20 protein-coding genes are annotated in these 25,332 nt (G+C 32.2%); 9 read left to right on the top strand and 11 right to left on the bottom strand.

Annotated elements, in window-relative coordinates; genetic code table 11:
- Positions 1–268 precede the first annotated feature (268 nt).
- The 3 genes from K8Z87_RS11980 (at position 269) to K8Z87_RS11970 (ending at position 4,045) form a co-directional block, all read left to right on the top strand.
- Positions 269–505, top strand: coding sequence for a hypothetical protein (locus tag K8Z87_RS11980; protein ID WP_227477808.1), 237 nt, complete (start codon positions 269–271; stop codon positions 503–505).
- Between the two features lie 103 nt (positions 506–608).
- Positions 609–1,328 (top strand): GLPGLI family protein, encoded by a 720-nt coding sequence (locus tag K8Z87_RS11975; protein ID WP_227477807.1) that lies wholly within the window; start codon positions 609–611, stop codon positions 1,326–1,328.
- A 23-nt stretch (positions 1,329–1,351) separates the two neighbouring features.
- Entirely contained in the window at positions 1,352–4,045 is a 2,694-nt protein-coding gene (locus tag K8Z87_RS11970; protein ID WP_227477806.1) for a carboxypeptidase regulatory-like domain-containing protein, read from the top strand.
- A 53-nt stretch (positions 4,046–4,098) separates the two neighbouring features.
- Here the strand turns inward: K8Z87_RS11970 and K8Z87_RS11965 are convergent, their stop codons facing one another.
- Together K8Z87_RS11965 and uvrC are read right to left on the bottom strand one after the other, a co-directional pair.
- Positions 4,099–6,333: a patatin-like phospholipase family protein gene (locus tag K8Z87_RS11965; RefSeq protein WP_227477805.1), complete on the bottom strand. Its 2,235-nt coding sequence runs from the start codon at positions 6,331–6,333 to the stop codon at positions 4,099–4,101.
- Between the two features lie 63 nt (positions 6,334–6,396).
- Positions 6,397–8,190, bottom strand: a complete 1,794-nt coding sequence (uvrC, locus tag K8Z87_RS11960; RefSeq protein ID WP_227477804.1) for an excinuclease ABC subunit UvrC — start codon at positions 8,188–8,190, stop codon at positions 6,397–6,399.
- Between the two features lie 88 nt (positions 8,191–8,278).
- Between uvrC and rimK the strand changes: the two genes are divergently transcribed.
- From rimK to K8Z87_RS11945, 3 genes are read left to right on the top strand one after another with little or no spacing between them, the layout of a single operon-like run.
- Positions 8,279–9,154, top strand: coding sequence for a 30S ribosomal protein S6--L-glutamate ligase (gene rimK, locus K8Z87_RS11955; protein ID WP_227477803.1), 876 nt, complete (start codon positions 8,279–8,281; stop codon positions 9,152–9,154).
- Between the two features lie 54 nt (positions 9,155–9,208).
- A complete protein-coding gene (locus tag K8Z87_RS11950) occupies positions 9,209–10,177 on the top strand; it encodes a succinylglutamate desuccinylase/aspartoacylase family protein (protein ID WP_227477802.1) in 969 nt (322 codons plus the stop codon).
- The gene (locus K8Z87_RS11945) at positions 10,177–10,740 is read left to right on the top strand and encodes a 5-formyltetrahydrofolate cyclo-ligase (protein ID WP_227477801.1); all 564 of its coding nucleotides are present in this window, start codon (positions 10,177–10,179) and stop codon (positions 10,738–10,740) included. Before K8Z87_RS11950 ends, K8Z87_RS11945 begins: the two co-directional genes overlap by 1 nt.
- Here K8Z87_RS11945 and K8Z87_RS11940 read toward each other — a convergent pair.
- The 9 genes from K8Z87_RS11940 to panC all read right to left on the bottom strand — a co-directional run bounded on the left by K8Z87_RS11940 (position 10,694) and on the right by panC (position 20,724).
- On the bottom strand, positions 10,694–11,359 hold the full coding sequence (locus K8Z87_RS11940; RefSeq protein WP_227477800.1) for a lipoprotein signal peptidase: 666 nt from the start codon (positions 11,357–11,359) through the stop codon (positions 10,694–10,696). The two genes, K8Z87_RS11945 and K8Z87_RS11940, sit on opposite strands and share 47 nt — an antisense overlap.
- Positions 11,359–12,018, bottom strand: a complete 660-nt coding sequence (locus K8Z87_RS11935; protein WP_227477799.1) for a DUF4097 family beta strand repeat-containing protein — start codon at positions 12,016–12,018, stop codon at positions 11,359–11,361. Before K8Z87_RS11935 ends, K8Z87_RS11940 begins: the two co-directional genes overlap by 1 nt.
- Positions 12,019–12,049: 31 nt before the next feature.
- Positions 12,050–12,433 carry a TraR/DksA family transcriptional regulator gene (locus K8Z87_RS11930; RefSeq protein WP_227477798.1) on the bottom strand — a complete coding sequence of 128 codons (384 nt, stop codon included), beginning with the start codon at positions 12,431–12,433 and terminating at the stop codon, positions 12,050–12,052.
- An 8-nt stretch (positions 12,434–12,441) separates the two neighbouring features.
- Positions 12,442–15,846 (bottom strand): isoleucine--tRNA ligase, encoded by a 3,405-nt coding sequence (gene ileS / locus K8Z87_RS11925; RefSeq protein WP_227477797.1) that lies wholly within the window; start codon positions 15,844–15,846, stop codon positions 12,442–12,444.
- Positions 15,847–15,905: 59 nt separating this feature from the next.
- Positions 15,906–17,267, bottom strand: coding sequence for a DNA repair protein RadA (gene radA, locus K8Z87_RS11920; RefSeq protein WP_227477796.1), 1,362 nt, complete (start codon positions 17,265–17,267; stop codon positions 15,906–15,908).
- Between the two features lie 85 nt (positions 17,268–17,352).
- Positions 17,353–18,501 carry an alpha/beta hydrolase gene (locus K8Z87_RS11915; RefSeq protein WP_227477795.1) on the bottom strand — a complete coding sequence of 383 codons (1,149 nt, stop codon included), beginning with the start codon at positions 18,499–18,501 and terminating at the stop codon, positions 17,353–17,355.
- A gap of 49 nt (positions 18,502–18,550) precedes the next feature.
- Positions 18,551–19,504 (bottom strand): lysylphosphatidylglycerol synthase transmembrane domain-containing protein, encoded by a 954-nt coding sequence (locus tag K8Z87_RS11910; RefSeq protein ID WP_227477794.1) that lies wholly within the window; start codon positions 19,502–19,504, stop codon positions 18,551–18,553.
- Positions 19,505–19,508: 4 nt separating this feature from the next.
- The gene (gene panD / locus K8Z87_RS11905; protein WP_227477793.1) at positions 19,509–19,859 is read right to left on the bottom strand and encodes an aspartate 1-decarboxylase; all 351 of its coding nucleotides are present in this window, start codon (positions 19,857–19,859) and stop codon (positions 19,509–19,511) included.
- A gap of 13 nt (positions 19,860–19,872) precedes the next feature.
- Positions 19,873–20,724: a pantoate--beta-alanine ligase gene (gene panC / locus K8Z87_RS11900; protein WP_227477792.1), complete on the bottom strand. Its 852-nt coding sequence runs from the start codon at positions 20,722–20,724 to the stop codon at positions 19,873–19,875.
- 109 nt (positions 20,725–20,833) lie between these two features.
- On the opposite strand from panC, the gene K8Z87_RS11895 reads away from it, so the two are divergent.
- The 3 genes from K8Z87_RS11895 to glmS are packed head-to-tail and all read left to right on the top strand — an operon-like array spanning position 20,834 to position 25,230.
- Entirely contained in the window at positions 20,834–21,643 is an 810-nt protein-coding gene (locus tag K8Z87_RS11895) for a glycogen/starch synthase (RefSeq protein WP_227477791.1), read from the top strand.
- A 14-nt stretch (positions 21,644–21,657) separates the two neighbouring features.
- Positions 21,658–23,346 carry a DUF4270 domain-containing protein gene (locus K8Z87_RS11890; protein WP_227477790.1) on the top strand — a complete coding sequence of 563 codons (1,689 nt, stop codon included), beginning with the start codon at positions 21,658–21,660 and terminating at the stop codon, positions 23,344–23,346.
- A 36-nt stretch (positions 23,347–23,382) separates the two neighbouring features.
- Positions 23,383–25,230, top strand: coding sequence for a glutamine--fructose-6-phosphate transaminase (isomerizing) (glmS, locus tag K8Z87_RS11885; RefSeq protein WP_227477789.1), 1,848 nt, complete (start codon positions 23,383–23,385; stop codon positions 25,228–25,230).
- Positions 25,231–25,332 lie beyond the last annotated feature (102 nt).

Genomic DNA, 25,332 nt, shown 5'->3' with positions numbered 1-25,332 from the left:
TTTTTTTTTTTTAGTTTTACAGAGTTGAATTGCTTTATTAAAGGTTATGTAAGAAGTCTCCTTACTTAAAGTTTGACAACAAAATGTTTAAACATGTAAGCTTGCGCAAGTTTTTTATTTTCCCTCCCTATATTATTAATAGCGCAAAAAAAGACTTCTTAAAAATGACTTCTTGACAATTTTGACTTCTTATAATTTAAAAGACTTCTTAAACTAAAATGTTTATTAACCGATCTATTTCAAAATATAGATCTTAAATTTTAAAATTATGAAAAAAAGAGTTTTTGCTGTAATAGCAGTGGTATTATTTATGTCTAGTTCAATTAATGCATCAAATCTTATCCTAGTAGATGATTGTGGTGATTACGCTTGGAATTCGCTTCTAGCAGAAGAAGAAGTTTTTGGAGAATATAATTTTGAAGATGCATTCGAAGCTTATCTTTGGTATTATGATCTTTGTGAAGAAAATAATGGAAATGTTGGTGAACCTTTAATTATTAATTGATAGATTTAGATTTATATAAAACCAGTAAAATTTGCATATAACTAAAATTTTACTGGTTCCTACTATAGGCTAAAAATAATTTTTAAATTAAAAGCGTATTCTAATGAAACACACCTTATTTGTTTTAATCCTTCTGTTAACAAATTTAAACGGGTATTCGCAGAGAAAAAGTATAACCGTAACCTATTACAAAGCATTAAAAGCAATAACAGATAAGACCAATAACTCCCCTAGTCAACTTAAAGGGTTATCTTATAAATTATTGATTGACGAGAATGAATCTGAATTCTTTTTAGAAAAGAGTTTAACAAATGATATTCAAAAATCTAATTCACGGTTTGCAAAACGTGGAGGTGGTGATGGTGTGTATTATACTAATAAAAATGAATCTTACGACCTCCACCAAAGAGAACGTAATGGTATACAATTTTTAATTAAAAAAGAAACTAACCCATATAAATGGAAAATTACAAAAGAACACAAAATTATAAGTGGATATAAATGTTATAAGGCCACTGCTATACATAAAGGTTATAACCCCATGAGACAAAAAGAATTTGTTCAATATATTACCGCTTGGTTTGCTCCTGAAATATCTATTCCTTACGGTCCTGTAGATTATTATGGCCTTCCTGGTTTGGTATTAGAAGCACAAAACGGAGGAGTTTATTTTATAGCCAATAAAATAGAATTAAATTCTAAAAATAAAATCTCAAAACCTACAAAAGGTAAACTTATTTCATATAAAGAATTTGAAGAAATGCTACTAAAAGAGTTCAAAGATAGATTTGGAGATCGAAAATTTACTAGAAGTAAAAATTAATCTCAATCCGTATTAATACGTTTATGAGCAACAAATTATTTTGTATTCTATTTGTTTTTTTTATAGCACTAATGCCTTTCGCAAATGCTCAGCAAATCGTAATATCTGGTAAAGTTACAGATACCTTAAAAAACCCATTAGTTTATGCTAATGTATTGGCTATACCTCAAAATGATAATGAAAGTGTACGTTTTGCGGTTACTGAGAAGAATGGCAGCTATAAATTAGGGTTAGAACAAAATCAAACTTATGAGATTACGGTAAGCTATTTAGGCTTTGTTTCACAAAAAGACACAATAACCACGACAGATAAAAAGCAATCCATTACTAAACACTTTGTACTTAAAGAAAATATAGACCAACTAGAAACTATTGAGCTTAATTATACCCCACCTGTTTCTATAAAAAAAGATACCATTACCTATGCCGTAGATGCCTTTGCTACAGGTAATGAACGTAAGTTAAGAGAGATTTTAAAAAAACTACCTGGTATAGAAGTAGACCGTGAAGGCAATGTGTTTTCTCAAGGGAGGCGTGTAACCAAAGTTTTAGTAGAAGGTAAAGTATTTTTTACGGGAAATAGTAAATTGGCTGTAAATAATATCCCCGCTGATGCCGTTGATAAAATACAGGTCTTAGATAATTATAACGATGTACCTTTACTAAAAGGGCTACAAGATACAGAAGATTTAGCCCTAAATATAAAATTAAAAGAAGACAAGAAGCAATTTGCTTTTGGGGATATAGAAGTTGGCGTAGGTATAGAAGAGCGGTATCTTATACACCCAAACTTATTTTATTATAGCCCAAAAACCAACCTGAATTTTATTGGAGATCTTAATAACACTGGGATTAAAAGTTTTGTTTTTACGGACTATTTAGAATTTGAAGGAGGTACTAACCGTTTATTAAATGATACTGGTAGTTATTTTAATTTGTTTAATAGTGATTTTGCACAATTTTTAAACAATAGAGATTTCACTGCTAATACCAACCAATTTGGGGCGTTTAATATAAGACAGTCTATTAATAATAAACTCGACATTAGCAGTTATGTCATTACCTCTAACTCAAAAACAGGCACAGAACGTAGTGCCTTAAATACCTTTTTAAATACTAACAACACTTTTACCGAAACCCGATCCACAACCAATAGTCTTAATACATTTTTCACCATTGGCAAATTAACTATAGATTATGACCCTAACAACAGTGTAGATATAGGGTTTAATAGCTCTGTAAAAGCGACAAATAACGATAATAATGGTTTAATAAATACTATAAACCCAAATTTTAATAATAGTATTGCTACCATTACCGATGTGACTAATATTAATTTAAAGCAAGAGTTACGGATTACCGCTAAACTCACTAAAAAGCATACAGGGACTTTAGAAGCCACCCATAATTACCAAAACGATGAGCCTATAACTAATTGGATCACTAATCAACAAATTTTACAAGGACTTATTCCTTTAGAAGACGATACTATTTTTAACATACTACAAACCAAAACAGTGAATTCACATACATTTAACGCTGTAGCTAAAGATTATTGGACTGTTGGTAATTTTAACCATATCTATACCAGTATCGGTGTAAATACTTTAGCTAGTAATTTTTTCTCATCGGATGCGCAACAATTAAGTAATGGCAGTATTAACAATTTTAATTCTGCGGGTTTTGGTAATGATTTTAGCTATAATTTTTTTAATGCTTTTGCAGGGATAGAATATAAATTTCAGATTGGTAAAACTGAATTTAAACCTGCGGGGTATTTTCATTATTACAATTGGGATACCCAACAGTTTAACGAGCGTTTTTCAAATAGCAAGGCCTTATTTTTACCTCAGTTTACGAGCAAAACAGAATTCAATAATTCTGAAAAACTAAATTTTAGATATCGTGTTAATGCGAGTTTTTCTAGTATAGATCGCTTGGCTAATAATTTTATACTTTCTAGTTTTAATCGTGTATTTAGAGGTAATACGGCTTTAGAGAATCAATTGTCGCACAACTTCTCGTTAAGTTATTATAAATTTAGCTTGTATAGAGGGCTTAATTTTAATCTTAGTACTAGTTATAATAGACGTGCTAAAAGCTTTAAAAATGTAACACAATTAGATGGCATAGAACAATTTAGTACTCCCATTTTATTTGAAGAACCTGAGCAGAATATAAGTTTTAATGGACGTTTAACTAAAAAAGTAAACAAATTTCGTTACACGGTACAAGGACGTTTTAGTTACAGTGATTTTTTTCAGATCTTAAATAATGAGACCAATCTTAACATCTCAAAAACTACATCAGGGACACTAAAAGTAGAAACCTTATTTAAAAAAGCACCAAATCTAGAAGTCGGTTATACTAAAGATTTTAATAGTTTCAGATCAGTAAATACCATTAATCGTTTTGAGAATGACCGTTTATTTACCAATCTAGAATATCGTTTTTTTAAAGATGTTGTACTAAAAGCGGATTATGCTTTAGATGTATTTAATAATGAAGGAGCAAATGTTAGAAATACTTTTGATACTGCAAACCTCTCTTTATTTTACCAAAAAGAAGATAGTCCTTGGGGTTTTGAGCTTAATGCTACTAACCTATTTGATGTACGTTTTAGACAACAGAGTTCGTTTAATGCTTTTTTAATTAGTGATAATAGGACCTTTATTTTGCCACGGATTATTCTATTGAAGTTGAGTTATAAGTTGTAATAAGATATCTCGACTACGCTCGATATGACAAATTCATTTAAAATTTGAATTTGTCAAAACCAAAATCCTACATTAAAATACCAAAAACTGTCTCCTGTTTCTGGTGACCATGTAAACTTTCCTTCTAGAGGTCCTAAAAATGTTTCTATAGAATATCCTAAGGCATAACCGCTAAAATCTGGCTCTGAAAACCATTCTGTAGTATCAAAAATATTGTCTTCTATATTGGCATAATTAGCAGAAAGCATAATATGATGTTTTTTTACGATTTCGTAATCCATATTAAAATTGGCTTTTACAAAACTATTCCCTATCAAAGACAAATAATCATAACCATAAAACGAAGAGATATTATTGACAAAATTATTGCCATAACCTCCTAATGTAAAATTTAAAGAATTGGTAGATCGGTCACCTAATTGAAAACCTCCAAACGTTTCTATATTAAACGCTATTTTTTCATTAAGGCTAAATGCATAACCTATATCTGCTTTTGCTATAGAATAATTATCAAACTCTTGATTAAAGCCTGATGCTCCTATATAAAAATGAACATCTCCATTAAAAAAGAAGCCATTTTTTGGAAAATAACGATTATCATAGGTGTCAATTTTTAAATTTCCAAATAAGCTTAAATAGTCCGTGTTTTCAAAAATAAGGTCTTCGTCTTCTTCAGGTCCAATTAAAGTTTCTGATGCAATTTTAAGACGTTTATGTTCTGCTCCGAGACTTAAAGCAAACTCTTTTGCTAGCAACGTTTGCAAATAAATTTGATTGGTTTGATCTTGATATTCTATATCTACTCTATTGAGACCTGCTAGTATTAATGGATCATCTTCATCTAACAAAAGGTCAGCATCTATACGACGATCAAACTGATTGAATCTGGACTTAACTCCTATACTGATGTAAAACCCCTTATCGATAAAATAATCGAAATCGTATCTAAAATTATCTCCTAAAACAACATCAAAAGATGCTATATCATTTTTAAATAACAATCGTTTTCTAGAGACATTTAAAAGCGCGCCACTATTGTAGAGGTCGTCATAATGTGCTCCGACTTTTAAAAATGTTTGTGCTTCGGATTCGTTTATATCTGCTACTAAATCATAAGTGTTCCCTGTTTCATTTTTTATAAGTTGATACCTAAAGGTTTCAAAATTATTTGTTGCTACTAAATTATCAATTCCTTTCTCTATGGTTTTAAAACTTACTTTCTCATTACCTCTAAGTTTCAATTTCCCTAATATGTAAGATCTTGTATAACGCTTATTGCCTTTTAATTTAATACTGTTTAAACGAACACTATCAGGCATTTTTGTTTTTGGTCGTTTATAAAATCCTTTTTGTTTTTGTTTAAGATCGACTAATGCATTTAGTTGTTGATATGCTGCTGCCTCTCCATTTTTTATAATATCTTTTCCTTCACCAAAAGAAATGACCGTAAAGTTAGTAATGTCTGGTTTTATGTAGATATCCGTCATTTGCCTTTTGCTTTTCATGGCTTCAATAGTTCTGAAATTATTAATCTGAACTAAAATATCTGGTGCTGATTTTAAAGCTTCTCTATCTTTTAAATCGTCTTGTACATCGACACCAATAATAACATCTACCCCTTTTGCTTTAAGCTCTTCAATAGGATAATTATTAGTTACACCTCCATCAATATAAATATGATCTCCTATATTCACCGGTTGAAATAACGATGGAAAAGCACCACTAGCAGCAACTGCATGCGCTAAATTTCCTTGATCTAAAATAACAGGCTGACCCGTTTCAATATTAGTTGCTATGCAAAAAAACGGAATTGGTAAATCTTCAAAGTTTGTAATATGATTTACCGGAAGCATTAGCTTATAAAGCATATTATACACTTTTTGACCACGAGATAATCCTGAAGGTAATTGTATTTTAAAATTATCGAAAGGTAATCCTAAGGCATACTTTTCGGAATTTTTGCGCTCAAATAAGGATTTAGATTTACGCTCAAATTTATCGTTTATCAACGTATCAAAATCTACAATTTTAAACAAAGAATCTAGCTGTTTTCCTGAATAGCCTGAAGCATACAAAGAACCAATAATAGCGCCCATACTTGTTCCGGCAACATAATCAACTTTAATCCCTAAACTATCTATAACTTTTAATGTTCCAATATGCGCAAAGCCTTTAGCTCCTCCTCCACTTAATACCAAGCCTACTTTTGGTTCTTGATTAAGCGTCTCTCTTTGAGCATTTAGAGTGCCGAATACAAATAGTATAATAATTAAACTTAGGGTTTTCATTTGTTAATTTAATTAGACCTACAAGGTTTTTGAAACCTTGCAGGTCGTTTTAAAATTATATCGTTATATTTTATGATAATAATGATATACTTTACTTGCTCTAGACACGCCAACAACGGCTTCTAACTCGTCTAATTTAGCATTTGTAATTCGTTTTACAGATTTAAACGCCTTCATAAGATCTACTATTGTTTGCTCACCAACTCCAGGGATACTTTCTAATTCTGTTGTTAATGCACTTTTACTTCTTCGGTTTCTATGATGTTCAATCCCAAAACGGTGTGCTTCATTACGTAACTGCTGTATAATTTTTAGTGTTTCGCTTTTTTTATCTAAATATAATGGAATTGGATCATCTGGATAGAATAATTCTTCTAAACGTTTTGCAATACCAATAATTGCAATCTTATTTCTCAATTGTAATTGATCTAAACTTTTTAATGCCGAAGATAATTGGCCTTTTCCTCCATCAATAATTATCAATTGAGGTAAAGATTGCTCTTCATCTAACAACCGTTTATAACGTCTATACACCACTTCTTCCATTGAGGCAAAATCATCGGGACCTTCTACTGTTTTTATATTAAAATGTCTATAATCGCGTTTACTTGGTTTTCCGTTTTTAAATACCACACAAGCTGCTACAGGATTTGTACCTTGAATGTTAGAGTTATCAAAACACTCAATATGTCTAGGTTCTTCAGATAAACGTAAATCTGATTTCATCTGTGCCATAATACGATTGGCATGCCGATCTGGATCTACAATTTTTATTTGCTTTAGTTTATCCATACGGTAATACTTAGCATTACGTTTAGATAAATCGAGAATATTTTTTTTATCTCCTAATTTAGGAATGGTGACCTTTACTTTTTCACCTAAATCAATTTCAAACGGCACATACACTTCTTTTGAGTTAGAGTGAAATCGTTGTCTAATTTCAGTCACAGCTAATGCTAATAATTCTTCATCTGTTTCATCTAACTTTTTCTTTAATTCTAAGGTGTGCGATCTTATAATAGAACCGTAAGATATTTGAAGAAAATTAATGTAACCATAACCTTCGTCGCTAACTATAGAAAATACATCTACATTACTGATTTTAGGATTTATAATGGTGGATTTAGATTGATAGTTTTCTAAAATTTCTAATTTTTCTTTCACTTTCTGTGCGTCTTCAAACTGCATTTGCTCTGCATAGGTCTTCATCTGCTTTCTAAATTGCTGTAAAGAATCTTTAAAATTTCCTTTCAGAATTTCTCGTATTGCTGCTACGTTATTATGATATTCAGCTTCCGTTTCTAAACCTTCACACGCTCCTTTACAATTTCCTAAATGATACTCTAAACACACTTTATATTTACCTGCTTCTACTTTAGTTTCAGATAAATGAAAATTACAAGTTCTAAGCTGATACAATCCTTTTATTAAACCGAGTAGTGTTTTTACAGTTTTCATACTTGTATATGGCCCAAAATATTCGGATCCATCTTTTATAACACGTCGTGTAGAAAACACACGAGGAAAACGTTCATTCTTTACACAAATCCACGGATAAGATTTATCATCCTTTAATAACACATTGTACCTAGGCTGGTATTTTTTAATCAAATTATTTTCTAGAAGTAACGCATCGGTTTCTGTATCTACAACAATATGTTTTACTGAAACAATTTTCTTTACTAGAACTCGTGTTTTACCATAATCATGGTGCTTAGTAAAATAAGAACTCACTCGTTTTTTTATGTCTTTAGCTTTGCCTACATAAATTAATTTCTCGTCCGCATCAAAATACTGATACACTCCAGGTTGATGCGGTAAGGTTTTAATTTGAATATCTAGACCAGTTTCTGACATATAATCAAAGGTAGTTTAATTGCTAGTATTGTAAAAACCGAAATCCTTTTTTAGTATCTTGCCTTAAAAATAGCTCATCCTTTTAATTATGAATATTGTCATTCTATCTAGAAACGAAAATCTATATTCTACACGACGTCTTATTTACGAAGGTGAAGAACGCGGACACGAAGTAGAAGTTATAGATCCTTTAAAGTGCGATATCATTATTGAAAAAGAAAAACCAACCATCTATTATAAAGATCGTTACCTTGATTATGTTGATGCTATAATCCCTAGAATTGGGGCTTCGGTTACTTTTTTTGGTTGCGCCGTTGTACGCCAGTTTGAAATGATGAATGTTTTTACTTCGGTAACCTCAGATGCCATTATACGATCTAGAGATAAATTAAGAAGTTTTCAACGCCTTTCTAAAGCTGGGATTGGTATGCCTAAAACTGTGTTTACTAATTATTCTAGAGATGTAGAAGAAGTATTACGCCATGTTGGTGGACCTCCTGTAATTATTAAATTGTTAGAAGGCACACAAGGTCTTGGGGTGGTTTTAGCTGAGTCTAAAAATGCTGCAGAATCTGTACTTGAAGCTTTTAATGGGTTACAAGCACGTGCTTTAGTACAAGAATATATTGAAGAAGCTAAAGGTGCCGATTTAAGAGCTTTGGTTGTTGATGGGCAAGTGATTGGCGCTATGAAACGTCAAGGAAAAGCAGGTGAGTTTCGATCTAATTTACACCGTGGAGGCTCGGCAGATTATATTCGACTTTCTGAAGATGAGCTAAAATTAGCTATAAAAGCTGCTCGTGCTTTAAGATTGCCTGTTTGTGGGGTAGACATGCTACAATCTAATCGCGGCCCATTATTAATGGAAGTGAACTCTACACCAGGATTAGAAGGTATTGAAAGGGCTACAGAAAAAAATATTGCGAGAGCTATTATTACATTTATTGAACGAAATAGAAATTAAGTAGAATTAAAAAATAGGCCTTCCTAATAGTTATTGAGTTGGCAAGAAATAAATATGAGCGAAAAAGAAGTCTTAGATATTTTAGGTGAGAAAGTAGCGCTTGGCGAAAGTGCCAAAGTAAGTTTTAATGTTGCTAAACTACACACACAAAACACCATAGATGTTCCTGTAATTATTGAACGCTCCAAAAAACCTGGCCCAACCGTTTTAATTACTGCAGGCATCCATGGAGATGAAATAAATGGAGTAGAAATTGTACGTCAAATTATTGCCAAAGGTATTAATAAACCTAAACGAGGTACAATTATATGTATCCCTGTTATTAATGTATTTGGTTTTATTAATATGGATCGTTTGTTTCCTGACGGACGTGATTTAAATCGTGTTTTTCCTGGCGGAAAAAAAGGCTCTTTAGCCAGTAGAGTAGCTCATAAATTAATGAACGAAATTGTACCACATGCCGATTTAATTTTAGATTTTCATACTGGTGGTGCTGATCGTTTTAATGCAGCTCAAATTCGTGTTGTGAAAAACGAAATTGTACTTGATGAACTTGCACAGGTTTTTAGAGCACCATTTACACTTTACACCAAAAATTTAAATAATTCATTCCGAAGCTCGTGTTATAAACTCGGAATTCCGATATTGCTTTTTGAAGGCGGTAAATCTTTTAATATAGATAATACCATAACCAATACGGGTGTTAATGGCACTAAACGGGTTTTGCATCATTTGGAAATGTTAAACTCTAAATTTAAAGTGTCTAAACCTAAAAAAAGCTGCATAAAAATTGAAGAAAGCAAATGGTTACGTGCAAAATATTCTGGAATGTTTAAAGCTTCGGTTGCTATAAATTCTAGAGTAGAAAAAGGAGATGTATTAGGACACATTACAGATCCTTATGGTAGCTTTAACCATTTTGTGAAAGCGCCAAATGACGGCTATATTTTTAATGTGAATGAGTCTCCTATCATCTACCAAGGAGATGCCATTTTTCATATCTCTACGAAGCTTCAAAATTAATGACTAAGTCTGAATTACGAAAAAAATATAAAGCATTACGACAGCAATTATCTTCAACCGATATTGAAGATAAAAGTTTAGCTATTGCTAATCAATTGTTGCAATTAGATATTTGGAATGCTTTATTCTATCATGTGTTTTTAACTATTGAAACACAGCACGAAGTTAATACCGATTACATTTTAAACATACTATCAGGAAAAGATAAGAATATTGTAATCTCTAAAAGCAATTTTACGGATTTTAGCATGACGCATTATCTATTAACAGACAATACTAGGTTGCAAAAAAACACTTATAATATTCCTGAACCTATTGATGGTATAGAGATTCAATCTTCACAATTAGATGTTGTTTTTATTCCGCTTTTAGCTTTCGACAATAAAGGCAATCGTGTTGGCTATGGTAAAGGATTCTATGATCGATTTTTAGCCGATTGCAAACCCGAAACCATTAAAATTGGTTTGTCTTTTTTTGAAGCTGAAAATGAGATCATTGAAACTTTAGAAGATGATGTTAAACTGGATTATTGTGTGACTCCTGAAAAATTGTATCGGTTTTAATTGTATCCTTAAACGCTCTTTTATTAAACACAATTAAAATACCAATCCCAGTACTAATAGCCATGTCGGCAACATTAAAAACAGGGTCAAAAAACGAAATGTATTTTCCACCTAGAAATGGTATCCATTCTGGGAGAACTCCAGACCATAAAGGAAAGTGTAACATATCTACAACATTACCATGAAATACATTTGCGTAACCTCCATCTTCTGGTAAAAACGTCGCCACTTCCATAACACTATCATTAAATAAAACACCATAGAATACAGAATCTATAATATTACCTAAAGCTCCTGAAAAAATTAATGCTATTGCAAAAATCAACAATTTTGTTTTTTCTTTTTTAATAACATCTACCAACCAAAAACCTATAGCAGTAACTGCAACTATTCTAAATAAGGTTAAAATAAGCTTGGCGCTTTTATCTGAAATAAAAGAAAACACATCACTCAATTTTGTGCCCCAAGCCATACCTTCATTCTCAACAAAAACAATTTTAAACCAAGAAAACACAGGCACTGTTTCATCTAATTCAAAGTGGGTTTTTATATAGATTTTACTTATTTGGTCAATGAGTAAAACACAAATTATAATAAAGATTGCTTTCTTTAAAGACATTATTCTTTTTTTACAACATTAATATTACCATGTATGGATTGTAATTGCCATCGATTGTCTCTAACAATCATTTTTTCAATATCTATTTTACCATAGCTAGAAGTTGCCTCTACATCTGCATTTTGTGTTGCAATAGATATAGCTCCTTCTATTGTATTTACTACAGCAGATCTTGCAATGCCTTCAAACTTAAAATAGCCTTCAGCCAATTGAATAAATAGTGTATTAAAATCCCCTTTTATATCTACCGAACCAACATCACTAGTAACGGAAAGGTCATGATTCTTTGGCAATATAATCTTCAAGGTTGCTGCAATAACTTTATGAGCATTACGCTTATCATCTGGTTTATTATAAAACGGTGAACGTATTAAACCTACGTTTAGTAATCCATCTTTTAATTCTGAAAACACCTTAAAGTCATCTTGATATTCTCCATCGGTTAATGAAAACACTTTAATGTCTTCTGCCTCACCTGTCTCTATATCTATATTAAAAATTTGATTTCCATTTACAACAACTTTAGAAATACCTATAGCAGAGAATACTGTTTCTCCCTTATTTTGTGAGAAACGATAAAACATTCCTCCTAAGAAATAAAAACATAAAAAAGCCCCGCGAAAAATTCCACGAGGTTGTATGTGTTTTTTGGTTTTCAAAATTTGAGATTCCTGCTTTCGCAGGAATTAATTATTTCTGCATATTCTTAGCTTCAATACTAAGTGTTGCATGTGGCACTAATTTTAAACGTTCTTTATTTATCAGTTTCTGTGTAACACGACAAACACCATAAGTTTTGTTTTCAATACGAATGAGTGCATTTTTTAAATCACGAATAAATTTTTCTTGACGAATTGCTAATGCAGAATTTGCTTCTTTGCTCATTGTTGCACTGCCTTCTTCAAAAGCTTTAAATGTTGGTGACGTATCATCCGTACCATTATTATGATCGTTCATATACGCACTTTTTATCAATTCTAAATCGTGCTCGGCTTTATCAATTTTGTCTTGGATTAATACTCTAAATTCTTCTAAATCTTTATCCGAATATCTGTTTTTTAATTCTGGTGCCATAATTGGTTTTAATTTTTTTGAATAAACAATTTGGTCTTTACATCATCAAATACTATTTCTATACCATTGTTTAAGTTATCAATAATCTCTAATTCTTCTGTTAAGGTTTCTGACTTAATATATGCTTCATTACTTTCTACAGCTGCTATAACGTTATCATCTCTAAGTAATTGTACGTTAATTCTATCTGTCACTTCAAAACCTGAATCCTTACGAAGATTCTGAATACGATTTACAAGCTCACGTGCAATCCCTTCTTTTCGTAAATCCTCATTTATAGTAACATCTAAAGCTACTGTTAATACGCCTTCATTAGCTACAAGCCACCCTTCAATATCTTGAGATGTAATCTCTACATCATCAAGTCCTAAAGTAATATTTTTTCCATTAATTTCAAGCTCAAAACTTCCATTTTGTTCAATTTTGTTGATATCTTCTGAAACAAAACTACTTATAGCGCTAGAAATCAGCTTCATATCTTTACCATACTTAGGGCCTAGTGCTTTAAAATTTGGTTTAATTTGTTTTACTAATATGTCTGAAGCATCTTCTAAAAGTTCAATTTCTTTTATGTTAACTTCGTGTTTTATTAAATCTGAAACCGCACTAATCTCTTCTTTTTGTTCTTTGCTTGTTACCGGAATCATTATTTTTTGAAGTGGCTGACGCACTTTAATTTTTTCTTTAGCTCTCAATGACAATACAAGTGAAGATATGGTTTGCGCATTTTCCATTTTCCGTTCTAACGACTTATCAATAACATTTATATCTGCAATTGGGAATTCTGCTAGATGCACACTTTCAAAATTTTCCTTTTGAGTCACAGCATTTAAATCTAAGTACAGTCGATCCATAAAGAACGGAGCAATAGGCGCACCAAGTTTTGCTAGAGTTACCATGCATGTATATAAAGTTTGATATGCCGAAATTTTATCCGCTTGATAATCCCCTTTCCAAAAACGCCTTCTACTTAAACGTACATACCAATTACTCAAATATTCTTGCGTAAAGTTTGAAATAGCTCTCGCGGCTTTTGTAGGTTCGTACTCAGCATAAAATTCATCAACCTTTTGTATTAATGTATTTAATTCTGAAAGGATCCAACGGTCTATTTCTGGACGTTCGTTTAATGAAATATCAGCTTCTGAATATTTAAATCCGTCAATATTAGTATATAATGTAAAGAATGAATAGGTGTTATATAAGGTCCCAAAAAACTTTCGGCTTACCTCTGCAATACCATCACTATCAAATTTTAAATTATCCCATGGGTTGGCATTACTAATCATATACCAGCGTGTGGCATCTGCTCCATATTTTGATAAGGTTTCAAAAGGATCTGTAGCATTGCCTAAACGCTTAGACATCTTCTGTCCGTTCTTGTCTAAAACAAGTCCGTTTGAGACTACATTTTTATAAGCTACAGAATCGAAAACCATAGTACCAATAGCATGTAATGTGTAAAACCATCCACGTGTTTGGTCAACACCTTCAGCAATAAAGTCTGCAGGAAACGATTTGTTTTCATCAATCAGCTCTTTGTTTTCAAACGGATAATGCCATTGTGCATAAGGCATAGATCCTGAATCGAACCAAACATCAATTAAATCACTTTCTCGTTTCATCGGTTGACCAGATTCTGAAACTAACACAATTTTGTCTACAATGTTTTTATGAAGGTCAATCGTATCATAATTAGCTTCAGACATATCTCCAACTTTAAAATCAGCAAAAATATCGGCTTCGAGAACCTCAGCCGCCACTGCCTTTTGCATTTCGTTTTTCAGTTCTTCAACAGAGCCAATACATAATTGTTCTTTACCATCTTCTGTTCTCCAAATTGGCAATGGAATTCCCCAAAAACGTGAGCGCGATAAATTCCAGTCGTTTGCATTTGCTAACCAGTTTCCAAAACGACCTTCACCTGTAGATTTAGGTTTCCAGTTTATGGTGGTATTTAACTCATGCATTCTACCCTTAATGTCTGTAACTTTAATAAACCAAGAATCTAAAGGATAATATAATATAGGTTTATCTGTACGCCAACAGTTTGGATAGCTATGCTTATATTTTTCTACCTTAAAGGCTTTGTTTTCTGTTTTTAGTTTAATAGCGAGTTCAACATCTACAGATTTTTCAGGAGCTTCACCATCTGTATAATATTCATTCTTAACATATTTACCTGCAAACTCTCCCATTTCTGGTCTAAACTTTCCTTGTAAATCTACAAGTGGCACTAAATTATCATTATCGTCTTTAACTAATAATGGCGGTACTTCTGGCACAGCTTGTTTTGCTACTAAAGCATCATCAGCACCAAAAGTTGGTGATGTATGTACAATACCCGTTCCATCTTCTGTCGTTACAAAATCACCAGATATCACTCTAAAAGCATTCTCCGGATTATCGTTAGGTAGCGCATAATCTAATAATTGCTCGTATGTGATATCGACTAAATCCGTTCCTTTACATTCTGTGCAGATTAAAAATGGAATTTTCTTGTCTTCTTTTGAAAAATTAGACAATACTGAAACGTCTTCTGTTTGCTCGTATTTTCCAACAAACTGTTTTCCTACAAGGCTCTTCGCCAAAATAACATGCACAGGCTCAAAAGTATATTGATTATAAGTTGCTACAACAACGTAATCAATCTTTGGGCCAACTGTTAATGCCGTATTACTAGGCAATGTCCATGGTGTAGTCGTCCATGCTAAAAAATGTAAATGATCATATTTTTTTAGAAATTCTGGCAATGAATCTTCATTAGCTTTAAATTGAGCCACTATTGTAGTATCTGTAACATCTTGGTAAGTCCCTGGTTGATTTAACTCGTGAGAACTTAAACCAGTACCTGCTTTTGGAGAATACGGCTGAATAGTATAGCCTTTATATAATAAATTTTTATCGTAAATCTGTTTGAGTAACCACCAAACAGATTCCATGTATTTGGATTTATAAGTGATATATGGATCATCCATATTTACCCAATATCCCATTTTCTGCGTAAGGTCATTCCAGATATCTGTATAACGCATTACCGCTTTTTTACAAGCCGCATTATACTCTTCTACAGTAATCTTTGTACCAATATCTTCTTTAGTAATACCAAGTTCTTTTTCAACTCCAAGCTCAATAGGCAAACCATGAGTATCCCAACCCGCTTTACGTTTTACCTGAAAGCCTTTCATTGTTTTATAACGTGGAAAAATGTCTTTTATAGCACGTGCTAAAACATGGTGTACTCCAGGTAATCCGTTTGCCGAAGGCGGTCCTTCAAAAAACACATAAGGCGGTTTGCCTTCTCTAGTGGTAACACTTTTATTAAAAATATCTTGATCTTGCCAATAGTTGTTAATCTCTTCTGCAACTTTTGACAAGTTAAGTCCTTTGTATTCAGGGAACTTTTGGCTCATTGTACTCTAGTATTATAAGAGCGCAAAAGTAAAGAAAATTGAGTGAAATTATAACGGAATTATATCAAAAACCCTACTAAGTCTTCAACCTTAGAGATCAATTGAACTTTAATCGCAGGATTTTTCAAGGCTATTTTATTGTATTTAGATACAAAAATGGTTGAAAATCCTAACTTTTCTGCTTCTAAAATGCGTTGCTCTACACGTTGTACAGGTCTAATCTCTCCTGACAACCCAACCTCAGCAGCAAAGCAATAATCACTAGGTAAAGCCTCATCTTCATTAGAAGACAATATTGATGCGACTACTGCCAAGTCTATAGCTGGATCGTCGACAGTTATGCCTCCAGTAATGTTTAAAAACACATCTTTTGCACCGAGTCTAAAACCTGCTCGTTTTTCTAAAACGGCTAAAAGCATATTTAAACGTTTTGCATTAAAACCTGTTGCGGAGCGCTGAGGCGTGCCATAAACCGCTGTACTCACAAGCGCCTGAACTTCTATCATCAAAGGACGCATACCTTCTAAAGTTGCGGCTACAGCGTTACCTGATAATTCTCCGTCTTTTTCAGAGATTAATAGCTCAGACGGATTGCTAACCTCTCTTAATCCTGAACCTTGCATCTCATAAATACCGAGTTCGTTTGTAGAACCAAATCGGTTTTTATTTGCTCTTAGTATTCTAAACACATGATTACGATCGCCTTCAAATTGTAACACCGTATCGACCATATGCTCCAAAATTTTCGGACCTGCAATATGTCCATCTTTAGTAATGTGTCCTATTAATAAAACTGGAGTTGCGGTTTCTTTAGCAAATTTTATAAGCTCGGTAGTACATTCTTTAATTTGCGAAATACTCCCTGGAGACGATTCTATATAATCACTATGCAGTGTTTGAATAGAATCAACTATAACAATATCTGGCTCTAAACTTTCTATCTGCTTAAAGATATGTTGCGTTTTTGTCTCTGTAAGAATATAGCAATTATCACTATTAGGTAGAATGCGCTCAGCTCGCATTTTAATTTGTTTCTGGCTTTCTTCTCCAGAAACGTATAGTGTTTTATAGTTTAATTTTAAGGCAATTTGAAGTAATAATGTACTTTTACCTATACCAGGTTCTCCTCCTAAAAGTGTTAATGACCCAGGCACCATTCCGCCTCCAAGCACACGATTAAATTCTGCATCTTGCATATTAAGGCGTGCTTCTTGAGAGCTATCAATCTCATTAATTTTTAAAGGCTTTGAAGCATGCTTTTTAGAAGTAGATGTTGGTGATTTCCAATCGCTTTTTTCTGGTTTATGTATTAACTCTTCAACAATAGTATTCCATTGTTTACATGCATTACATTGCCCTTGCCATTTTGCATACTGACTGCCACAACTCTGACAGAAAAACGTCGTCTTTACTTTTGCCATATTTACTTTCCGTTAACCTTGATAGTCATCGGGAGGAATTTTTTTGTTGTTTTTAAAGACCTACAAGGTTTTGAAGCCTTACGGGTTAGTTATCAAAATCTGCTTTAATTTCATCAGCTTTATCTATCATATAATCTTGTGTTATCCCTGCAATTTCGTTTAGTCCATAAGATGATCGGTAAGTTTTAATTGCTTTTTTAGGTTCTCCTATTTTTTCGTAATACATACCCATATAATAACTACTTAGTAGCGTTTCAGGATATTGTTTACGTGCAACTTTAGATAAATTCTCTAGATAATTCCATTGCTCTTTTTTCTTTATTGCTGCTTCAATAGCCTTAAAGTCATTGATTAATATTTGCTTTTCTATTCCGAATAAATCTTTAATTTCTTGATACTTTTGAGTTAGATATTCAATCGGCGATGTTTCTAATTTTAATACCGATTCTTTGTATTCTTTTTTGCTAATGGGTTGAAATACAAAAAAGATACTTTCTAATGCTTTTGGCAAAGCATGTGCTGGCATTGCGTAATGTGTTGATTCTTCAAACTCATTAAAAGTATATAATAAATTAGTGTTTTCTTTAGCCTTTATACTACTATCTAGCGCTTTAACACTTTCCATAATATGAGGCACATCTGCTGTTGATGTTGCCATGTAATAAAACACTTTCTTTTCTAGAGTCGTTATTTTTTCTAATAAGTATTGCGACATATCTGTTGCTAAATCTGGACTTATTGACACATAAGCATTAAAAATGGAGTTTTGACGTATCAAATAATAGTTAATGAAATTTGCAGTTTCTCCATGACCAACAGCAACTCTAAATCTTTCCGTTTTATACTTTTCTTCTATGTATGGAATAAGCTCTTTCCCTACAAATTCAAAAAAATTAGCGCCGCTTTCTATAGGTAATGAATTCTGTTCTGAGTAAAATAAATCGTCTTTTCTATTTTCTACTTGATTAATTCCGACCACTATCGTTTCAGGAATATCTTCCCAATAAGCATAATAATCTACATTACCAGCTACAGCTTCAAACAAATAATCTCCATCAAAAACATAAACCACAGGGTATGCTTTTTCATCATCGTTTGAATAACCTCTGGGCAATAAAATTTTGAGTTCTCTATCTTGTCCTAAAATTTGAGACGAAATGGTTTCGTATTTTGCTTGTGAAAAAAGAGGGAATGTTACAAAAAACAGTACGAATAGTATGTTTACTCTGTGCATAGTAGGTTGATTTTGGTTAACACAAGCAAGGTAAAAAATATTTCTATACTTAAGCTTTTTTTCTGTTATAGATTGGAAGGTATAATAACGAAATCCCTCCTAAAATAATAATCATAATGGTTTGTGATGACCACATAATCCAACCAAAAGCTCGACTTGGATCTTCTGGCAGACTAAATAATAGGAAAGCAATAACTATAGCTTCGGGAAAGGAACCAATACCTCCATTTGTAGCTGCAATACTAAAACTTGCTAATATAAACCCTATTAAAATTGCTGCAAAAGATATTCCTTCTAACTCTTCCAATGCAAAAGACGTAACATAGAACATAAGTACATACATAGACCATATAAAAATAGTATGAAAGATGAATGCCCATTTCTTTTTCATCTTAAAAATACTAAGTGCTCCTTCTATTAATCCTGAAACAAAAGTTCTTATTTTTTTTGCTAATTGGGTTTGGCTTTTTCTAATAAATAGAAACCCTAAGATTATTAAAAACAACAACCCGAATCCTCCAATTACAATTGTAGTTAGGTTAAAACGGTCTGCAAAAAATTGATATATAAAATCATACTCTAAAAACAGAGCAAATAAAATAATTAATAAAAGAATAATGGTATCTGCAACGCGTTCTGCTACAATTGTTCCAAATCCTTTATCAAAAGGCACTCCTTCGTAATTTGTTAAAATTGATGCTCTAGCAATTTCACCTGCTCTAGGAATAGTAAAATTGATTAAATATGCAGAATATACAGCCATAAAACTATTTGCTAATTTAGGCTTATACCCCAAAGGTTCTGCCATAAATAGCCATCTGTATGCTCTAGAAATATGACTTAAAACTCCAAAACTTACTCCGAGAACTATCCAAGCATAATCTGCTTTTTTAAAATATTTTAAAAGTTCAGGAATTGAAATTTTTGAAAGGGAATACCAAACTAGAATGACGCCTAATAAAAGTGGGAGTCCAATTTTAATAATTGATCCTAGTTTTTTCAAAAGACTATTTTAAGAGATTGTTAGTCTCATTAGGAAAAACTAATGAAGGTTTAAATACTTTAGCTACTTCTATATCCATAAAAGCATAAGTAATTAAAATTAAAATATCACCAACAGCTACTTTACGTGCAGCAGCACCATTAAGGGTTATTTCTCCGCTATTACGGGGTCCAGGAATACAATAGGTTTCAAGGCGCTCTCCATTGTTATTATTTACAATCTGAACTTTCTCCCCTTGTATAATATTTGCAGCGTCCATAAGATCTTCATCTATAGTAATACTTCCTATATAATTAAGATCTGCACCTGTAACTTTTACTCTATGAATTTTAGATTTGACAACTTGAATTTGCATGAGGCAAAGGTAATTAATTTAAAGCGATATTGTCTATAAGTCTTATACCGCCAGCGTACACAGCTATAAAGGCTCTATACGTTTTTTGTTTTGATTTTCTTTGTAATGGTTTTAAGGTATTTACATCAGCAATTAAAAAATATTCTAACTCTAATAGTTGACTATTTTTAAATTCTTTAGTTACCCATTCCGTTACTTGTTTAGCACTTTTTGTGCCAAACTTTTTTTTGGCTGTTTTTAGCGTTTTATAGATGAATGGTGCCGCAGATCTATGCTCTGATGTTAATCGTTCATTACGAGAACTCATCGCTAAGCCATCCTCCGCCCTATATATTGGGCATCCAACTATTTTTGTAGGTAAATTATAAAGTTCTACTAATTTTTTAACAATCATTAATTGCTGAAAATCTTTCTCCCCAAAATAAGCGTGATCAGGTTTTATAATTTCTAGAAAACGCTTTATTATAGTTCCAACCCCGTCAAAATGTCCAGGCCTAAAAGCGCCTTCCATTTCATGTTCTAAACCATCAAATTTAAAATGATCTGCATTAACATTATTACTATAAATATCTTCTACACTAGGTGAATATATAATGACCTCTCCTTTAGATATTGTTTTTAAAAGTGCTATATCTCTATCTAAAGTTCTTGGGTACTTTACTAAATCTTCTTCTTTATTGAATTGCGTTGGGTTTACAAAAATACTTACTACTATAACATTATCTTTTTCAAAACCAAAATCTACTAAAGATAAATGCCCTTTATGTAGTGCTCCCATTGTTGGCACAAAACCAATAGATTTATCCATAGCCTTTATATGGTTTAGATAATCTATTAACTCTATTTTGTTAAGGAAAGTTTTCAATGCTGTAACATAAGTTTAACGCATGCAAACTTAATATTTTACTAGCAATCTGCATAAATTTTTGTAATTTTGCATGTTTTTTACCTTTAATTTTAAAACCCATAGGTATATGAAAGATAAGCGAATATTGTATGTGTCATCGGAAGTAGTTCCATACTTACCAGAAACAGAGATTTCTTCAATGTCATTTGAAGCTCCAAGAATGGTAAATAAACAAGGAGGACAAATACGAATATTCATGCCTCGTTTTGGTAATATTAATGAGCGTAGGCATCAGTTACATGAGGTCATAAGATTATCTGGTATAAACTTAGTTATTAATGACCTAGATATGCCACTTATAATTAAGGTCGCCTCTATCCCTAAAGAACGTATACAGGTTTATTTTATAGATAATGAAGAGTACTTTAAAAGAAAGGCAACACTAACGGATGAAGACGGTAAACTTTTTGAAGATAATGATGAACGTGCCATATTTTTTGCTAAAGGTGTTATAGAAACTGTTAAAAAATTGAATTGGGCGCCAGATATTATTCATGTTAATGGTTGGTTGGCATCATTATTGCCATTGTATTTAAAAGAATTCTACAAGACAGAACCTTTGTTTACTGAAAGCAAAATTGTTACATCTGTATACAATCAAAGCTTTGATAGTACGTTAAATAAAAAAATGATTGAAAAAGTAAAATTTGACGGTTTAGATGCTGAAGTATTAAAACCCCTTGAAGAACCTACTTATAATAATTTAATGAAGATTGCTATTGACAACTCTGATGCTATTATTAAAGGATCTGAAGATTTATCTAATGAATTAGATGAATATATTAATGCTACAGACAAACCTAAATTAGACTATTTCTCTATTGAAGAATTTGCAGAACCTTATACTGAATTTTATCAAAATAGTGTCCTGCAATAGACTAAAATGATAATATGAAAAAATTTAAATTTGCCCTAAAAAACAGTATTTTAATAGTTGTATTATTTTCTATATTTATTGCATGTGAACAAGATTTTTCTAGTATTGATTCGGATGTTATTAATGAAGGTACTGCAACTAATTTTAATACTACTTCTGAATCTTTTGAAGTAATTACTTATAGTGATGCACTTGGCCCCATACAAACAAATAATATTGGGGTAAATCTATTAGGTATATATGACGACCCTAATTATGGCAGAACTACTGCTAATGTAGTTACTCAAGTAGCTTCAAATGTAATAAATCCTACTTTCGGTGAGAATATAGTATTAGACTCTGTAGTCTTAGCAATTAGTTACTTTAGCACTAATATTGGTGCTGGTGATGATAATATTCTAGATTTTGAATTAGATTCAGTTTTTCCAAGAGGCAATGGAACTGAATTTAGCCCAATTAAGTTAACTTTGTATGAAAATAATTATTTTTTAAGAGACTTCGATCCAACTGCTGTATTCAACACCCCTCAAAGTTACTATTCTAATCAGTCTGCCTCGCCAATAGAATTAATTCCCGACTCTGAATTAGAAGGCACTTTAATTCACGTAGAAGACACTCTTCTTATATCTAGTGAAGGGATTATTTTAACAGATGGTGCTATAGAAGAACCCATGGTTACTGAATCAGGTCCGCCATCAATCAGAATAAAACTAGATAATTTATCATATTGGAGAAATAAAATATTAGAACGTGGGGGCACACCAGAGCTTAGTAACGTAAATAATTTTAATAACTTTTTTAGAGGTATTTATTTTAAAGTAGAACCTATAAATAATGATGGGACTATGATGGTTTTAAGCTTTGCAGAGCAAGGCACTAACAATGCTGATATTACATTATTTTATACGGAAGATTCAGATATTTTAGGTGAACGTGTACAACAGACATTTACACTTACTTTTGGCCCTAATCGCGCTAATTTTTTTAAAAACGATTTTAATGTTCCTCTTAACGATGGAGATGAAGTTAATGGAGATAGTCGTTTATTCTTAAAAGGTGGTGAAGGATCAATTGCCGCAATTCGCCTTTTTAATGGAGAAAACATGGATTCTGACAATAGTACTGATAATGTCTTTGAAGCTTGGCGTAAACAATTTGTAAACCTTAATGAAGATGGTACATTTCAATCTTCAAGACGCTTGGTAAACGAAGCTAATTTGGTATTCTTTGTAGATCCCATATTAGTTAATGGAGAAGAACCCGAACGTTTATATTTATATGACAGAGGTAATAATGTCCCTCTTGCCGACTATTTTACAGATCTAGCTATCAGTACTGACCCGAATTCATCTATAGTAAATCATTTAGGTGTTTTAGAGCGTGAAAACGAAGAGCCCAACGCACAAGGTATTCGATATAAAATGATAATTACATCACATATAAATAACTTACTAATTCAAGATTCAACAAATGTAGAATTAGGTTTATCTCTTTCTTCCGATGTTAACCTTGAAGGAACTGTCCCGCAAAGATCACAACAAATAAATAATTCGATAATAAACAATATCCCTGTAAGCTCTATTATTTCTCCCAGAGGTACTATATTACATGGAAGTAATAGTGAGGATCCAAGCAGACGTGTTTTCCTAGAAATCTTTTACACTTGCTTAAATACCGATGATGATTGCGAAGAAAATAATTAGCATCATTAAACGAATCAACTAAAAAACCAACAAACTATGTGTGGAATTGTAGGATATATTGGTAAAAGAGAGGCTTATCCAATTATTATAAAAGGCTTGCAAAGATTAGAATATAGAGGTTATGATAGTGCTGGCATAGCAATCTATGATGGTAATGACATCAAGCTTTCTAAAACAAAAGGTAAGGTTTCAGATTTACAATCTCAATTAGAAAATGAAACTTCCACTAAGGGAACACTTGGAATCGGACATACTAGATGGGCTACTCACGGAGTTCCAAATGACATTAATTCACATCCTCATTATTCAAATTCGGGTGATTTAGTGATTATTCATAATGGAATTATAGAAAATTATGAAGCTATTAAAACTGAACTTGTTAAACGTGGTTATACCTTTACTTCAGATACTGATACTGAGGTTTTAATCAACCTTATTGAAGAAGTAAAAAAACAACGTAATGTAAAATTAGGTAAAGCTGTTCAAATTGCATTAAATGAAGTTATAGGAGCATATGCCATTGTTGTTTTTGACAAAAATAAACCTAATGAAATTGTCGTGGCTAAATTAGGAAGCCCATTAGCTATTGGGATTGGCGAAGATGAGTTTTTTATTGCTAGCGATGCTTCCCCTTTTATTGAATATACTAAAAATGCTATTTACCTTGAAGATGAAGAAATGGCAGTTATTCGTTTAAACAAACAAATAAAAATTAGAAAAATAAAAGATGATTCTTTAGTTGACCCTTTAATGCAAGAGTTAAAATTCAACCTAGAGCAGATTGAAAAAGGCGGTTATGATCATTTTATGCTTAAAGAAATTCATGAACAACCAAATGCTATAAAAGATACTTATCGAGGACGTTTGTTAGCAAACGAAGGGATTATTAGAATGGCAGGAATTGATGATAATATTGAAAAGTTTCTAAATGCTAATCGTATTATTATCGTTGCATGTGGTACTTCATGGCATGCTGGTCTAGTTGCAGAATATATCTTTGAAGATATTGCAAGAATACCTGTTGAAGTTGAATATGCCTCTGAATTTAGATATAGAAATCCTATAATAACAGATAACGATGTTGTGATTGCTATATCGCAATCTGGAGAAACGGCGGATACTTTAGCTGCTATTAAACTCGCAAAAGCTAATGGTGCGTTTGTTTTTGGTGTATGTAATGTTGTTGGATCAACTATAGCTAGAGAAACTGATGCTGGCGCATATACACATGCGGGTCCTGAAATTGGAGTAGCATCAACAAAAGCATTTACAACCCAGATTACTGTTTTATCGTTAATGGCATTAAAGTTAGCAAAGCAGAAAGGAGCAATTTCTAATTCTATCTTTCATTACCATCTGCAAGAATTAGAGTTAATTCCTGAAAAAGTAAAAAAAGCTTTACAATCAGATGCTCACATAAAAATAGTAGCTGACATCTATAAAGATGCTACAAATTGTTTGTATTTAGGAAGAGGATATAATTTTCCTGTAGCTTTAGAAGGCGCTTTAAAATTAAAAGAGATTTCTTATATCCACGCTGAAGGCTACCCAGCTGCTGAAATGAAACACGGTCCCATTGCTCTTATTGACGAACAAATGCCTGTTTTTGTGATTGCTACTAAAAAAGGACATTATGAAAAGGTAGTAAGTAATATCCAAGAGATAAAATCTAGAAAAGGTAAAATTATTGCCATAGTTACAGAAGGAGATATTGATGTTAGAAACTTAGCAGATCATGTTATAGAAGTTCCAGACACTATAGAATCATTAACTCCGCTTCTAACTACAATTCCTCTTCAACTATTATCCTATCATATTGCTGTGATGCTTAATAAAAATGTAGATCAACCAAGAAATTTGGCGAAATCTGTTACTGTAGAATAAAATTGTTTTTATTCCTATTGAAAAACTCATTAAATCAGCAAACTCATTTAATGGGTTTTTCAATTTTACACCTTCCATTTTTACAAAAAAATATTATGCATG

Origin of the sequence: Winogradskyella immobilis (assembly GCF_021887715.1) — a bacterium.
Taxonomy (GTDB): Bacteria; Bacteroidota; Bacteroidia; order Flavobacteriales; family Flavobacteriaceae; genus Winogradskyella; species Winogradskyella immobilis.
This window is presented reverse-complemented; position numbering and strand designations above follow the sequence as displayed.

What these genes read in the sequence shown, in the direction of transcription:
- rimK (WP_227477803.1), top strand. Translation starts at nt 8,279, where the DNA reads ATGAATATTGTCATTCTATCTAGAAACGAAAATCTATATTCTACACGA.
- radA (WP_227477796.1), bottom strand. Translation starts at nt 17,267, where the DNA reads ATGGCAAAAGTAAAGACGACGTTTTTCTGTCAGAGTTGTGGCAGTCAG.
- K8Z87_RS11930 (WP_227477798.1), bottom strand. Translation starts at nt 12,433, where the DNA reads ATGGCACCAGAATTAAAAAACAGATATTCGGATAAAGATTTAGAAGAA.
- uvrC (WP_227477804.1), bottom strand. Translation starts at nt 8,190, where the DNA reads ATGTCAGAAACTGGTCTAGATATTCAAATTAAAACCTTACCGCATCAA.
- glmS (WP_227477789.1), top strand. Translation starts at nt 23,383, where the DNA reads ATGTGTGGAATTGTAGGATATATTGGTAAAAGAGAGGCTTATCCAATT.
- K8Z87_RS11970 (WP_227477806.1), top strand. Translation starts at nt 1,352, where the DNA reads ATGAGCAACAAATTATTTTGTATTCTATTTGTTTTTTTTATAGCACTA.
- K8Z87_RS11940 (WP_227477800.1), bottom strand. Translation starts at nt 11,359, where the DNA reads ATGTCTTTAAAGAAAGCAATCTTTATTATAATTTGTGTTTTACTCATT.
- K8Z87_RS11895 (WP_227477791.1), top strand. Translation starts at nt 20,834, where the DNA reads ATGAAAGATAAGCGAATATTGTATGTGTCATCGGAAGTAGTTCCATAC.
- K8Z87_RS11915 (WP_227477795.1), bottom strand. Translation starts at nt 18,501, where the DNA reads ATGCACAGAGTAAACATACTATTCGTACTGTTTTTTGTAACATTCCCT.
- ileS (WP_227477797.1), bottom strand. Translation starts at nt 15,846, where the DNA reads ATGAGCCAAAAGTTCCCTGAATACAAAGGACTTAACTTGTCAAAAGTT.
- K8Z87_RS11965 (WP_227477805.1), bottom strand. Translation starts at nt 6,333, where the DNA reads ATGAAAACCCTAAGTTTAATTATTATACTATTTGTATTCGGCACTCTA.
- K8Z87_RS11950 (WP_227477802.1), top strand. Translation starts at nt 9,209, where the DNA reads ATGAGCGAAAAAGAAGTCTTAGATATTTTAGGTGAGAAAGTAGCGCTT.
- K8Z87_RS11945 (WP_227477801.1), top strand. Translation starts at nt 10,177, where the DNA reads ATGACTAAGTCTGAATTACGAAAAAAATATAAAGCATTACGACAGCAA.
- K8Z87_RS11890 (WP_227477790.1), top strand. Translation starts at nt 21,658, where the DNA reads ATGAAAAAATTTAAATTTGCCCTAAAAAACAGTATTTTAATAGTTGTA.
- K8Z87_RS11980 (WP_227477808.1), top strand. Translation starts at nt 269, where the DNA reads ATGAAAAAAAGAGTTTTTGCTGTAATAGCAGTGGTATTATTTATGTCT.
- panD (WP_227477793.1), bottom strand. Translation starts at nt 19,859, where the DNA reads ATGCAAATTCAAGTTGTCAAATCTAAAATTCATAGAGTAAAAGTTACA.
- K8Z87_RS11975 (WP_227477807.1), top strand. Translation starts at nt 609, where the DNA reads ATGAAACACACCTTATTTGTTTTAATCCTTCTGTTAACAAATTTAAAC.